The 11,886-nt window shown below is 61.7% G+C and carries 14 protein-coding genes and 1 tRNA gene; 11 read left to right on the top strand and 4 right to left on the bottom strand.

What is annotated here, in order from left to right:
- Nucleotides 1–186: 186 nt before the first annotated feature.
- Together NKH90_RS13295 and NKH90_RS13290 are read right to left on the bottom strand one after the other, a co-directional pair.
- Complete coding sequence (locus NKH90_RS13295) at nucleotides 187–639, bottom strand: cupin domain-containing protein (protein WP_352453477.1); 453 nt, start codon at nucleotides 637–639, stop codon at nucleotides 187–189.
- Between the two features lie 578 nt (nucleotides 640–1,217).
- Nucleotides 1,218–1,700, bottom strand: a complete 483-nt coding sequence (locus tag NKH90_RS13290) for a class I SAM-dependent methyltransferase (protein ID WP_352819708.1) — start codon at nucleotides 1,698–1,700, stop codon at nucleotides 1,218–1,220.
- Nucleotides 1,701–2,049: 349 nt separating this feature from the next.
- Between NKH90_RS13290 and NKH90_RS13285 the strand changes: the two genes are divergently transcribed.
- The 3 genes from NKH90_RS13285 to NKH90_RS13275 all read left to right on the top strand — a co-directional run bounded on the left by NKH90_RS13285 (nucleotide 2,050) and on the right by NKH90_RS13275 (nucleotide 3,244).
- Nucleotides 2,050–2,382, top strand: coding sequence for a tyrosine-type recombinase/integrase (locus tag NKH90_RS13285; protein WP_352819706.1), 333 nt, complete (start codon nucleotides 2,050–2,052; stop codon nucleotides 2,380–2,382).
- A 57-nt stretch (nucleotides 2,383–2,439) separates the two neighbouring features.
- A tRNA-Leu gene (locus tag NKH90_RS13280) sits at nucleotides 2,440–2,528 on the top strand.
- Nucleotides 2,529–2,956: 428 nt separating this feature from the next.
- Complete coding sequence (locus NKH90_RS13275) at nucleotides 2,957–3,244, top strand: ribbon-helix-helix domain-containing protein (RefSeq protein WP_352819705.1); 288 nt, start codon at nucleotides 2,957–2,959, stop codon at nucleotides 3,242–3,244.
- A 127-nt stretch (nucleotides 3,245–3,371) separates the two neighbouring features.
- Here NKH90_RS13275 and NKH90_RS13270 read toward each other — a convergent pair whose 3' ends face one another.
- Entirely contained in the window at nucleotides 3,372–3,950 is a 579-nt protein-coding gene (locus tag NKH90_RS13270; RefSeq protein WP_352541399.1) for an NUDIX domain-containing protein, read from the bottom strand.
- A 153-nt stretch (nucleotides 3,951–4,103) separates the two neighbouring features.
- Between NKH90_RS13270 and NKH90_RS13265 the strand changes: the two genes are divergently transcribed.
- The 8 genes from NKH90_RS13265 (at nucleotide 4,104) to NKH90_RS13230 (ending at nucleotide 10,801) form a co-directional block, all read left to right on the top strand.
- Entirely contained in the window at nucleotides 4,104–5,207 is a 1,104-nt protein-coding gene (locus tag NKH90_RS13265) for an NADH:flavin oxidoreductase/NADH oxidase (RefSeq protein ID WP_352819703.1), read from the top strand.
- A 109-nt stretch (nucleotides 5,208–5,316) separates the two neighbouring features.
- Nucleotides 5,317–5,634 (top strand): SH3 domain-containing protein, encoded by a 318-nt coding sequence (locus tag NKH90_RS13260; RefSeq protein WP_352819701.1) that lies wholly within the window; start codon nucleotides 5,317–5,319, stop codon nucleotides 5,632–5,634.
- Nucleotides 5,635–5,695: 61 nt separating this feature from the next.
- Entirely contained in the window at nucleotides 5,696–5,989 is a 294-nt protein-coding gene (locus tag NKH90_RS13255; protein WP_352749379.1) for a DUF982 domain-containing protein, read from the top strand.
- Nucleotides 5,990–6,017: 28 nt separating this feature from the next.
- The gene (locus NKH90_RS13250) at nucleotides 6,018–6,257 is read left to right on the top strand and encodes a DUF2188 domain-containing protein (RefSeq protein WP_023674770.1); all 240 of its coding nucleotides are present in this window, start codon (nucleotides 6,018–6,020) and stop codon (nucleotides 6,255–6,257) included.
- 165 nt (nucleotides 6,258–6,422) lie between these two features.
- Nucleotides 6,423–7,508 carry an ABC transporter ATP-binding protein gene (locus NKH90_RS13245; protein ID WP_352620649.1) on the top strand — a complete coding sequence of 362 codons (1,086 nt, stop codon included), beginning with the start codon at nucleotides 6,423–6,425 and terminating at the stop codon, nucleotides 7,506–7,508.
- A 33-nt stretch (nucleotides 7,509–7,541) separates the two neighbouring features.
- Complete coding sequence (locus NKH90_RS13240) at nucleotides 7,542–8,867, top strand: ABC transporter substrate-binding protein (RefSeq protein ID WP_352819699.1); 1,326 nt, start codon at nucleotides 7,542–7,544, stop codon at nucleotides 8,865–8,867.
- A gap of 187 nt (nucleotides 8,868–9,054) precedes the next feature.
- Nucleotides 9,055–9,906, top strand: a complete 852-nt coding sequence (locus NKH90_RS13235) for a carbohydrate ABC transporter permease (protein WP_502893743.1) — start codon at nucleotides 9,055–9,057, stop codon at nucleotides 9,904–9,906.
- A 1-nt stretch (nucleotide 9,907) separates the two neighbouring features.
- Complete coding sequence (locus tag NKH90_RS13230) at nucleotides 9,908–10,801, top strand: carbohydrate ABC transporter permease (protein ID WP_023674766.1); 894 nt, start codon at nucleotides 9,908–9,910, stop codon at nucleotides 10,799–10,801.
- An 89-nt stretch (nucleotides 10,802–10,890) separates the two neighbouring features.
- On the opposite strand, the gene NKH90_RS13225 is transcribed toward NKH90_RS13230, so the two are convergent.
- Nucleotides 10,891–11,877: an alpha/beta fold hydrolase gene (locus NKH90_RS13225; protein WP_352819697.1), complete on the bottom strand. Its 987-nt coding sequence runs from the start codon at nucleotides 11,875–11,877 to the stop codon at nucleotides 10,891–10,893.
- Between the last annotated feature and the right edge of the window lie 9 nt (nucleotides 11,878–11,886).

Genomic DNA, 11,886 nt, shown 5'->3' with positions numbered 1-11,886 from the left:
CCCGCCTCCCGAGGCGGGTTTTTGTTATTGCGCCATTCATGGCAAATGGCCCAGGCGGAATACGATTCCGTTGCGGCCAATCAGCTTTCGTCTCGTTAGAGGATCCTTCTGAATCGACGGTCGCGGAGTTTGACGCACTCCATCGTTCGAGCCTTCGGCCGGTTCACTCAATTCGATCCCGAACTGTCACTTCTTGCTTGGATCGTCTGCCGGGTTGACGTAGGTGATCTTGAATGGCCCCTCGCCATGAACCTGGATGATCGTATCGCTTGTCGTCCAGGCGAAGTGATTCATTCCGGCCGGCGCGACGCCGAAGCCGCCAGCAGTCAGTTCGACACCTTTCGCCTCGTCGAGCTTATCGCCCATTCCAATATGGAAGTTGCCGGAAAGCACCGTTACGTATTCCGTGGTGGGATGATTATGTGCGGCAATTTTGTAGCCGGCGGGTGTCTTCAACCGCAGCACATAGGCGCCCTCCTTTGAGGGGTCTCCAGCGACAACAGCCATTTCCGCGCCAGCGGGAATGACAGCTGGAGCAGGACCCCATTTGATGTCTTTGGCGTTCATCGGCATCTCATCGGCAAACAGAGACGCCGTCCCAACAACCAGCAGTGCCAGGGCAGAGGCAAGCTTGAGCATGACAATCTCCCAATGTCTGTAGAGGACGGCGTCGAGTATCGGCGCGCCGATCCACTTGCCAATTGGAGTCTATCAGGGCAGAGCGCCCGAACGCATCCTGCGAACGGGGGACGCGCATTCGCGGTAGCCGCGGAAGCTGCCGCTAAAAACATTTCCAGGTGAAACGATTTTGTTTGTATCACTGTAGGTGATCGGCCTCGCTAGCTTCCAGTGCCAGATTTGTCGACGGCAGAAGACGGCTTGACGGCCCCTGCCCGGCATCTGAACAGGACTGGCCTGCGGACGTGGCGGAATTGGTAGACGCAAGGGACTTAAAATCCCGTTCTAGTCCGTTGCACCCTCGCAACTAACCCCTCAACGCTTGTAATTCCCCGGTTTGCGCCGGGGTTTTTCATTTCATTTTAATCTCTCCACTCGTGCAACGGATTTTGTGGGAAACACGCCGTTGTGGGAATCGTGTGGCAAAAGGAGAACAGACGTTCATGGCCAAACCAATCCACATCAATCTGCAGGCCGGCACCGACGACGAGTTAGACAACTACGCCAAGGGTGGCTCCAGAAGAGGAAATCGAATTAAATCAGCACAATCTTAGAGGTGCGTGAGGCGGTTTCTCAAACACCAGCACATGACTGCCAAGAGGCGATGTGTGAGTGCTCTTAACCTGGAACCCCTCGTCAGAAAGCGTTTCGATGAATTCGCCATCCGTTCCAGGCGGAACGCGGGCAACGACGTTCGAGGTGCGCCTCACAATATTGGAAAGCACCCTTCGCGCCTTGCCTGGGCCGATGTTGCGCTGCATGTGCTGATAGACGGCCAGCAGCAGGACGATATCGTATTTCGGTAGAAGGATATTGCCGAGGCGCCGGCTGCCGAGGTTTAGGCGATCGAACCTGGCATGTACCGGGGAGCCACTCAACAACATCTTTGCGGTCTCGATGTGCGGCTTGGCAATGTCGATCCCGTGGATCGAACTGGGTTTCAGCTTGGAGATCTCATAGGCGACAACACCCATATTGCAGCCAACATCGAGAATGGATTTCCCAGCATAGTCGATCTCCAATGAGAATATCCCGTCCAGTCTATCCTCCCATGTTCCTGCAAAACCTCTTTTGAACCTTGACCACCACAAATCATATACTCCTAAATTAGAGATCGCCGAAATATAGCGCTCGTTACCTTCTACTATTCATAAGTCGTGGCCAAGAAAAGCCTGCCCCCCACAAAAACACAGAAAAACATCATGGACACCACGTTCAAGGGCGCTGCGAGGCGCCTTGCTGATCTCAACTTGCGGGAAACTAGGCGCTCGCATTGGAGTAGGAGAGGACGGTGTTTAGGACATCGCCTTCAAAGCTAGTCCAGCCAACCCCATTAACGCATCACGACCACGATCTCTCGGCAGTCGCCTGATGGCTCAGAACCGCAAGGGCATCCATCGTCCGATGCAGCACAGCGACCTCTGCGACATCGGCAAGTGGGAGGTCATAGAGGTGTGGCGCAGCATCCGCGAACACATCCCAGGACTGTCCGACACCGTGGTCTACACAACGCGGCATACGTGCTACTCGTGGCAGATCATCCGTGGCATCGACATCCGGCGCGTCCAAATCTGGATGGGCCACAAGTCGATCCAGACCACCCTGAACTACGCCCACCTCGCACCCAATCACTTGCTCGACAACCTGACCGCCCTCGAAGGTGGCGCTGCTCCGAGGCTCGTGGTAGTGAACGGCAAATCCTAAGCCGACCGTGTGGGAAACCATGTGGGAGACCGGTGGGATTTCCCCACAATGTGGGAAGTGGGCGTGGCGGAACTGGTATACGCAGCAGACTTAAAATCTGCCGGTGTTTCAAGCACTTACGGGTTCAAATCCCGTCGCCCACACCAAGCCTCGCAAGGGACTTAAAATCCCTCGATCTCTGATCGTACGGGTTCGAGTCCGTCGTCCGCACCAGCAACATCGGCGCCATTGCGGCCTAAAGCGTGTCGCGTTCGATCGGCCTCATGCGACGCGCTTTAGGTTCTTGTTTTTATGCATGTCGTTATCGCAAAACCGCTGCACACTTTTGCGCGACATGCATTAAGCAAGAGCGTGAACTCGCCGAATACAGGCTGCAATATGCCATTTCTCGACCAGGAGCCGGCGAGCCGATGCGGGATCTGCGATATGCGTATTCCGGCGTCCGCGTGTTCGTTTGCCAGCTTCCAAAGCGCACTCAGGCAAGGGCGGCGGTATCGGTCACACGCATCATCGCCAGCAATTTCGATATGATTTTGTCACATCGGCTGCTATATGGTGGAAAAGGAGTCCGCCCATGCGAACCACCCAGCCGATAAGTATCACCCTCCCGCGCGACATGGCCGAGGCCGTCGCGCGCAAGGTCGACTCCGGCGCGTACGCCTCCGTCAGCGAAGTGCTGCGCGAGGGCGTGCGCGCGCTGCTCGACCGCGACGCCGCCGTTGAACGCTGGCTGCGCGAGGAAGTCGCCCAGAGCTACGACGAGTACAAGGCGAATCCGTCCAGCGCCATCCCTGCCGAGCAGGTCATGCTGCGTATCCGCGACCGCGCCGCCGCGCGGCGCGACGATGCCACTAAGGAATGACGCGCAGGGTTGTATTTTCCGCGCAAGCGGAGCACCGGTTGGATGCGCTGTATCGCTACATAGAGGAATATTCCTCCACAGCCCGTGCGGAATCGTTCGTTGGCGGCACCGTGGCCTATTGCGGGGCTCACCCACCAATCGGGTTCAGCTTCAGGTGCTGGATTAAAATAATCGTTTTGGCGTCGATGATGCGACCGTCGTGGATGCCGGCCAGCGCCTCGTCGAGCGGCATTTCCAAAACCTCGATGTCCTCGCCTTCGTCATGCGCGCCGCCGCCGTCGGAAATGCGGTCGGCGGGCGAATAGCGGGCGACGAAGAACCAGAGCCGCTCGGTCACGCTGCCGGGGCTCATATAGGGCGAAAACAGCCGCTGCACGTCCTTCAGGCGGTAGCCGAGTTCCTCCTCGGCCTCCTTGCGGATGCAGGTTTCGGGATCGTCTTCGTCGAGCAGGCCGGCGCAGGCCTCGATCAGCGGCTCCTTGTGGCCGGTGACGTAGGCCGGGTAGCGGAACTGCCGCACCAGAAGCACCGTCGAACGCTCCGGATCGAAAGGCAGGATCACCGCGCCGTCGCCGCGATCGTAGGTCTGGCGGGTGTGCGTTTCCCATTTGCCGTCGCGCCGGCGATAGTCGAAGACGGTCTTTTTCAAAACCGCCCACTCGTCGGAAAGGACTTCCTCGGAGCGGATGCGAATGCGATCTTCCATGGTGGACTCCCTGCTGCCGCGGCAAGGCGTAGCCGCGAACGGCGGTTCGTGCAATCGGGCCACCAATTGGTCCAGAGCACCGGTTCACCGTCTCGTGTCTGGCGCTGGCACAATCGGCTGCATAAATAGCGGCAACCCTTTCCGGAGTTTTTTATGACCTCATCGCTTTTCCAGCCGATCACCCTCGACGGCCTCACCTTCCCCAACCGCATCGCGGTCGCGCCGATGTGCCAGTATTCGGCCGAGGACGGCTCGGCCAGCGATTGGCACCTCTATCACTGGATGAACCTGGCGATGTCGGGCGCCGGCATGGTCACAGTCGAGATGACCGATGTCGAACGGCGCGGCCGCATCTCGCATGGCTGTCTCGGCCTTTATTCCGAGGACAACGAGGCGGCGGCGCGACGCACGCTGGATGCAGCCAAGCGTGTCGCCGCACCGGGCACGAAATTCGGCACGCAGCTTGCCCATGCCGGCCGCAAGGCGTCCAACCGGAAACCCTGGGAGGGCGGCGGCCCGCTGCATGCCGATCAGGATCCGTGGCCGATCGTGTCGGCCTCGGCGATCGCCTACGACACCGGCTGGCAGGTGCCGCGGGCGCTGGAGGATGACGAGATACTGCAAATCATCGAACGCTTCGCCGAAGCAGCCCGGCGGGCCGAGCGCGCCGGCTTCGACTTCATCGAGCTGCATGCCGCGCATGGCTATCTGATCTTCCAGTTCCTGTCGCCGCTCTCCAACCGGCGCACCGACCGCTGGGGCGGCTCGCTGGAAAACCGCATGCGTTTCGCCGTCGAGATCGCCAAGGCGGTGAAGAAGGCGGTGCCCAGGCTGATGCTGGGCGCGCGTCTGTCGATCAACGAATGGGTCGATGGCGGCTTCGAGGTCGAGGATGCGATCGAAGTGGCAAAAGCGCTGAAGGAAGCCGGCGTCGCCTATCTCTGCTGCTCGAGCGGCGGCAATTCACCGTTGCAGAAGCTGCCCTCCGGGCCCGGCTACCAGGTGCATCTGGCCGAAGCGGTGCGCAAGGCCGTCGGCATCCCGACGCGGGCCGTCGGCCTGATCGACGATCCGAAACAGGCCGAGGCGATCGTCGCCGACGGCCGCGCCGACATGGTGGCGCTGGCGCGCGCCTTTCTTGCCGATCCGCGCTGGGGCTGGCGCGCCGCGGCCACCTTCGGTGAAAAAATCCACCCGGCGCCGCAGCTTGCCCGCTCGGTGACGACGATGCAGCACTGGATGAGGGCGGCGAACTGACGGCGGGTTCGTCTCGCTGGACGGGCCAGCACAGCTTCGCATTGATCCTCTGCCGGTGTAGAGTGGCCGGGGGCCGCGGCTGGGCGCGGCGGGTTGGGGGAGCAGAGACATGTCGTTCAGGGGGATTTCCATTTCGGCCGCCGCCGCGGTGTTGGCCGGGCTGTCGTTCGCCGCACCGACGCCGGCCGGGGCGCAATATTGCGAAGGCACGGTGCACGGCCTTTCCAGGCACTACAATCTGGCGACGGGAAGCGGCTTTCTCGCCGTTCGGGCCCGGCCGAACTCGTCGTCGCGCATGATCGGGCAATTGTTCAACGGCGACCAAACCGAGATCTTCGACCGCCGCGGAAACTGGTACAAGGTCGATTTCGGCGGCCGCACCGGCTGGGCGAATGCACGCTGGCTGCGCAACGACTGCGGCTATTGAGCTATTTTCGCCTGAGCTAAAAAGCAGTTGCAACCAAATCGGCCGCTCCGCGTTGGCGGCGATGATGGACAGCAAGCCATTTGAAAAGCCGGTCGTGGTCGAACTCGGCCATGTCGGCAAATATCGGCAGATCCGCAGCGCCCAGGAGGCGGCGGAGTGCCTGATGACGATCTGGCCACTCAACCGCGGGCCGCGTCATCGTGATGCCCTCGACACTTGCCTAAAAGTGCTGGAAGGTTATCGTTCGACGGCGGATGCGCGCCGGGCACTGATCGAAGCCGCCAGGGAATCGGACGTGCTGGTCGCAGACGACAGGCTGCCGGACGACAGACTGGCCGACGACAGGCTGCATTGAGGCAACGGGCTTTCAACCGGAGGGTTTCATGGCGAAACTGACCTACAAGATCGTCGAGCATGACGGAGGCTGGGCCTACAAGGTCGGCTCGACATTCTCCGAAACGTTCCCCACCCATCAGGACGCGTTGCGCGCCGCGGAGATCGCTTCGGCCGAACAGCAGGTCGCCGGCAACACCGACGGCATCCAGTACGAGGACGCCGACGGCAAATGGCACGACGAGCTCGCCGACGGCCGCGACCGGCCGCAGACCGAGGTTTCGGATTAGAGTGTGCCGATATCCAGGGTGATGCCGGCGTGCTTTACAGGTCGATTTGGTAGCGCTACCGTCTCACATCGCGCGTGACCGGGGAGGAGCCTGGGCGCCGTCGCGGGCCAGGCAGGAAAGCGGTTTCCTTCGAAGTCGTTGCGGGAATCAATCGGGAGGAGATCGATGGCGTCTGTCGCGATCGGCGATGTCTACAAATCATTTGGGACCGTCGAGGTCCTGCACGGGGTCAGCGTCGACATAGACGACGGCGAGTTCGTCACGCTGGTCGGTCCTTCGGGTTGCGGAAAGTCGACCCTGCTCAGGATGATCGCCGGCCTGGAAAAGATCTCGCGCGGCCAGATCGCGATCGGCAAACGTGTCGTCAACAACGTTGCGCCAAAGGAGCGCGACGTCGCCATGGTCTTCCAGAACTATGCGCTCTATCCGCATATGACGGTCGCCGAGAACATGGCGTTCTCGCTGATGCTCAAGGGCGTTCCCAAGACGGAGAGCGATGCCGGCGTGCGGCGCGCGGCCGAAATCCTGGGACTGGTGCCGCTGCTCGACCGTTATCCGCGCCAGCTTTCCGGCGGCCAGCGCCAGCGCGTTGCCATGGGCCGGGCGATCGTGCGCGATCCGCAGGTTTTCCTGTTCGACGAGCCGCTGTCCAATCTCGATGCCAAGCTCCGGGTGCAGATGCGCGCCGAGATCAAGGAACTGCACCAGCGCCTGAAGACGACGACGGTCTACGTCACCCACGACCAGATCGAGGCGATGACCATGGCCGACAAGATCGTCGTCATGCATGACGGCATCGTCGAGCAGATCGGGCCGCCGCTCGAGCTCTACGACCGGCCGAACAATCTGTTTGTCGCCAGCTTCATCGGCTCGCCCGCCATGAACATGCTCAGGGGCGAGATCGTAAGCGACGGCTCGCCGTCATTTCGCGGCGCCGGCGGGATTTCGGTCCCGTTGGCCTCGGCACTTTCCATCGGCAATGGTGAGCCGGTCGTGCTGGGGATACGGCCCGAGCATTTACGGCTGTCCGACCATCAGGGCATCCCGGTCACCGTCGTGGTGGTCGAGCCGACAGGGTCCGAAGTGCAGCTCATCGGCCGCACCGCCGGCGGCGAGGAGATCGTCGCCAACTTCCGCGAACGCCATTCCTTCACGCCAGGCGAAACCATCCGGCTTACGGCCGAGCCTGGCCTCATTCACCTCTTTCACGGCGAAACCGGACAGCGGTTCGAAACGCCCATCGGGCAGTAGGACGGCAAGGACAATAAGCAGGAGGAAGCGAGCATGAAATTCACCAGACGCGACGTGATCCGCACCACCGCCGGCGTTGCGGCGGGAGCCTTGGGAAGCCGGCTCATCGGCTCTCCCGCCTTTGCCCAGGAGGGGTTGAAATACAAGCCCGAGGACGGCGCCAAGCTCAGGCTGCTGCGCTGGTCGCCTTTCGTGCAGGGCGACGAGGATCAATGGCTGGCCAACACCAAACGCTTCACCGAAGCGACCGGCGTCGAGGTCCGTGTCGACAAGGAAAGCTGGGAGGACATCCGCCCCAAGGCGGCGGTCGCCGCCAATGTCGGCTCCGGTCCGGACCTGATGTTCGTCTGGTTCGACGACCCGCATCAATATCCCGACAAGCTGCACGACGTGACGGAATTGGGTGAATATCTCGGCTCGAAATATGGCGGCTGGTACGACGGACCGCACCAGTATGCGACGCGGGAGGGCAAATTCCTCGGCCTGCCTCTCGCCACCATCGGCAATGCCATCGTCTACCGCGAGAGCTGGGTGAAAGAAGCGGGTTTTTCGGAGTTTCCCAAGGACACTCAAGGCTTGCTCGAACTTTGCAAGGCGCTGCAGGCGAAGGGACATCCGGCCGGCTTCACGCACGGCCACGGCGTCGGCGACGGCAACAACTACGCTCACTGGCTGCTGTGGAGCCACGGCGGCCAGATGGTCGACGAGAGCGGAAAGGTAACGATCAACAGCCCGGAGACGCTCAAGGCGATCGAATACGCGCAGCAACTCTACAAGACCTTCATTCCCGGCACCGAAAGCTGGCTCGACGTCAACAACAACCGCGCCTTCCTGGCCGGCGAAGTCAGTGTCATCGCCAATGGGATTTCCGCGTACAACACGGCCAAGATCAACAAGGACAATGATCCGAAGCTGGCTGAAATAGCCAAGGACATTCGCACCACCAACCTGCCGATCGGCCCGGTCGGGAAATCCGTCGAGCTGTTCCAGGTGACCACGGCCGTGATCTTCGACTACACGCCCTATCCCAACGCCGCCAAGGCCTACCTGCAGTTCATGTTCGAGGATCCGCAAATGTCGCAGTGGATCACGTCGTCGGCAGGCTATTGCTGCCAGACGCTCAAAGCCTTCGACAACAACCCGGTGTGGACGGCCGATCCGAACAATGCCGCCTACGCCAAGGCCTCGGCGACGCTGCGGCCCAACGGCTATGCCGGCCCGCTTGGCTATGCCTCGGCAGCGACCATGGCCGATTATGTGCTGGTCGACATGTTCGCCAAGGCGGTGACAGGCCAAGCGACGCCGCAAGAAGCGATGGAAGAAGCCGAGAAGCGCGCAAACCGCTACTATCGCGTTTGAGCCGGGTTAAGCCGGGCAGCCATGCTGCCCGGCTTCGAATCGCGCATGGCCGCCCGGCCGTTCAATGAGACCTTAGAGGAGCCGACCCATGGCCGTGACCTCCGCTGCCGCTCAGCCACGCCGGTCGGCGCTGTCGCGCATTCTGACGTTCGTGTCCGAAAGTCATAACGCGCTTGGCTTCGGCTTCATGCTGCCGGCGGCGGCGCTGCTGCTGGTCTTCCTGACCTATCCGCTCGGACTCGGCGTCTGGCTCGGCTTCACCGATGCCCGCATCGGCCGCCCCGGCATCTTCATCGGTATCGAGAACTACGAATATCTGTGGGATGACGCCGTCTTCTGGCTCTCCGTCTTTAACACCTTGCTCTACACGATCAGCGCCTCGGTCCTGAAGTTTGTGCTCGGCCTGTGGCTGGCGCTTATCCTCAACCAGAACCTGCCGTTCAAGTCGTTCTTCCGCGCGATCGTCCTGCTGCCCTGGGTGGTGCCGACGGTGCTGTCGGCGATCGCCTTCTGGTGGATCTACGATTCGCAATTCTCGATCCTGTCCTGGGCGCTTATGGAAATGGGCCTGATCGACCATCGCATCAACTTCCTCGGCGATCCGGAGAATGCGCGGGCTTCGGTCATCGCCGCCAATGTCTGGCGCGGCATTCCTTTCGTGGCGATCACGCTGCTTGCCGGCCTGCAGACGATTCCGCAGTCGCTCTACGAGGCCGCCACGCTCGACGGCGCCAGCCGCTGGCAATTGTTCCGCTATGTGACGCTGCCGCTGCTGACGCCGATCATCGCCATCACCATGACGTTTTCGGTGCTGTTCACCTTCACCGACTTCCAGCTGATCTATGTGCTGACACGCGGCGGGCCGGTGAACGCCACGCACCTGATGGCGACGCTGTCGTTCCAGCGCGGCATTTCCGGAGGCCAGCTTGGCGAAGGCGCCGCAATCGCGGTCGCCATGATCCCGTTCCTGCTGGCGGCGATCCTGTTCAGCTATTTTGGCCTGCAGCGCCGCAAATGGCAGCAGGGCGGCGGAGATTGACATGACCGCGATCGAAACGAGCAAACGCCCGGAACTCGACGAAGGCGGCATGGGCTACCTGCAGAGTTTGCCGCGCCGCGTGGTGACGGTCTACCTGCCGTTGCTGATCTTCGTCATCGTGCTGTTGTTTCCGTTCTACTGGATGACGATCACGGCGGTTAAGCCCAACCTCGAGATGACCGACTACGCCAATTTCAATCCGTTCTGGGTGGTGCATCCGACGCTCGAGCATATCCGCTACCTGCTCTTCGAGACGTCTTACCCGGGCTGGCTGCTCAACACGATCATCATCTCGACCGCCGCTACGTTCCTGTCGCTGCTGGCTGCGGTGTTCGCTGCCTACGCGATCGAGCGCTTGCGGTTCTCCGGGGCGCGGCAGGTCGGCCTCGCGGTGTTCCTGGCCTATCTCGTGCCGCCCTCGATCCTGTTCATTCCGCTGTCGGTGATGGTGTTCAACCTTGGGCTTTACGACACGCCGTTCGCGCTCATCCTCACCTATCCGACCTTCCTGATCCCGTTCTGCACATGGCTGCTGATGGGCTATTTCCGCTCGATCCCGTTCGAGCTGGAAGAATGCGCGCTGATCGACGGGGCGAGCCGCTGGCAGATCCTCACCAAGATCGTGCTGCCGCTGTCGGTACCGGGGCTGATTTCCGCCGGCATCTTCGCATTCACGCTGTCATGGAACGAGTTCATCTACGCCTTGACCTTCATCCAGTCGTCCGAAAACAAGACTGTGCCGGTCGGCGTGCTCACCGAGCTGGTGCGCTCGGACGTCTATGAATGGGGGGCGCTGATGGCGGGAGCGCTGATCGGCTCGCTGCCGGTGGTGGTGCTCTATTCGTTCTTTGTCGAGCACTATGTTTCCTCGATGACCGGAGCCGTGAAGGAATAGCCGACGTGATTAAGTTCGGAGGTATTCCCCGGCGGCCGGGATGCCCGGGGCGGGCACCCGGCCGGCCGAGACCGTGTTCCGGGAGGGTGTCAGCTGCTGGTGTCGGACTTCGGCGCAAATGCGCGGTCGGCAATGCGTTCGATGAAAGCGACGACCCGTTCCGGCTCGACGAATTGCGGCATGTGGCCAAGCCCCTCGACAGGTTCGAAATCGAGCCCGCTGATCTTTTCCATCAGCGGCCAGCCGTGGATATCGATGCCCAGCACGCGATCGGAAGCACCAAACAGAATGCCGGCCGGCAAGGTGATCTCGCCATAGCGTTGCTCGATGCGGCCAAGGTCGTGCGCGATCGCCACGACATCGGTCGATGTCGCGTAGAAATGGCTTGGCCTGAGCCCGCACCAGCCGCCGCCCTCGACCATATAGTCGGCCGGCGCCGTCTGCGGCGCGAAAATGAAGGCAAGCGTCGCTTCGGCATATTTGAGAGCCGCCGGGATCGCCACCGTACAAGCCATGATCCGGCGCCGCAGCGGCGACTTGATGTACAGCGGGCCGAACTTCTCGCGCGCGTCCGGCTCCAGATGGGTCAGCGGTGCCAGCAAGGCGATGCCGGAAATCGCCTCTGGATGCTCGACCGCCAGCGTCAGCGCGATGGCGCCACCCAGCGAATGACCGACGACCAGCGGCTTTTCCAGCCCAAGCGCGTCGATAAAATGCCGCACGACCTCGGCCTGCTCGGACAGCCGTCCGCTGGCGGCCCTGGCCCGCACCGAATAGCCGGAGCCCGGACGGTCGAGCGCGATCAGCCGATAGTCCGGGCCGAACCGTCCGAACAGCGTGTGGCCGAATTGATGAAGCTGCGCGCCGAGGCCGTGCAGGAAGACGATCGGCCGCCCCTCGCCCGTCTCGACATAATGGATGCGGTTGCCGTCGATCTCGATGAATTTGCCACTGGCCGGCACCAGCCTTTCGGCCTTCGCCGCGATCCGCAGCGTCGCCAGCAGCGGATAGGCTGCCACGACGAGCGCCAGCAGAAACAGCGCGCCGGGTAGCCATAGCAGAATTGATACCGGCATTTTTCACTC

This window comes from Mesorhizobium sp. M0898 (assembly GCF_040319695.1).
Classification (GTDB): Bacteria; Pseudomonadota; Alphaproteobacteria; order Rhizobiales; family Rhizobiaceae; genus Mesorhizobium.
The sequence above is the reverse complement of the archived record's forward strand: the minus strand, read 5'-3'. Positions and strand labels throughout refer to the sequence as shown.

What these genes read in the sequence shown, in the direction of transcription:
- NKH90_RS13255 (WP_352749379.1), top strand. Translation starts at nt 5,696, where the DNA reads ATGATGGACAGCAAGCCATTTGAAAAGCCGGTCGTGGTCGAACTCGGC.
- NKH90_RS13225 (WP_352819697.1), bottom strand. Translation starts at nt 11,877, where the DNA reads ATGCCGGTATCAATTCTGCTATGGCTACCCGGCGCGCTGTTTCTGCTG.
- NKH90_RS13245 (WP_352620649.1), top strand. Translation starts at nt 6,423, where the DNA reads ATGGCGTCTGTCGCGATCGGCGATGTCTACAAATCATTTGGGACCGTC.
- NKH90_RS13265 (WP_352819703.1), top strand. Translation starts at nt 4,104, where the DNA reads ATGACCTCATCGCTTTTCCAGCCGATCACCCTCGACGGCCTCACCTTC.
- NKH90_RS13240 (WP_352819699.1), top strand. Translation starts at nt 7,542, where the DNA reads ATGAAATTCACCAGACGCGACGTGATCCGCACCACCGCCGGCGTTGCG.
- NKH90_RS13285 (WP_352819706.1), top strand. Translation starts at nt 2,050, where the DNA reads ATGGCTCAGAACCGCAAGGGCATCCATCGTCCGATGCAGCACAGCGAC.
- NKH90_RS13230 (WP_023674766.1), top strand. Translation starts at nt 9,908, where the DNA reads ATGACCGCGATCGAAACGAGCAAACGCCCGGAACTCGACGAAGGCGGC.
- NKH90_RS13235 (WP_502893743.1), top strand. Translation starts at nt 9,055, where the DNA reads ATGCTGCCGGCGGCGGCGCTGCTGCTGGTCTTCCTGACCTATCCGCTC.
- NKH90_RS13270 (WP_352541399.1), bottom strand. Translation starts at nt 3,950, where the DNA reads ATGGAAGATCGCATTCGCATCCGCTCCGAGGAAGTCCTTTCCGACGAG.
- NKH90_RS13275 (WP_352819705.1), top strand. Translation starts at nt 2,957, where the DNA reads ATGCGAACCACCCAGCCGATAAGTATCACCCTCCCGCGCGACATGGCC.
- NKH90_RS13295 (WP_352453477.1), bottom strand. Translation starts at nt 639, where the DNA reads ATGCTCAAGCTTGCCTCTGCCCTGGCACTGCTGGTTGTTGGGACGGCG.
- NKH90_RS13260 (WP_352819701.1), top strand. Translation starts at nt 5,317, where the DNA reads ATGTCGTTCAGGGGGATTTCCATTTCGGCCGCCGCCGCGGTGTTGGCC.
- NKH90_RS13250 (WP_023674770.1), top strand. Translation starts at nt 6,018, where the DNA reads ATGGCGAAACTGACCTACAAGATCGTCGAGCATGACGGAGGCTGGGCC.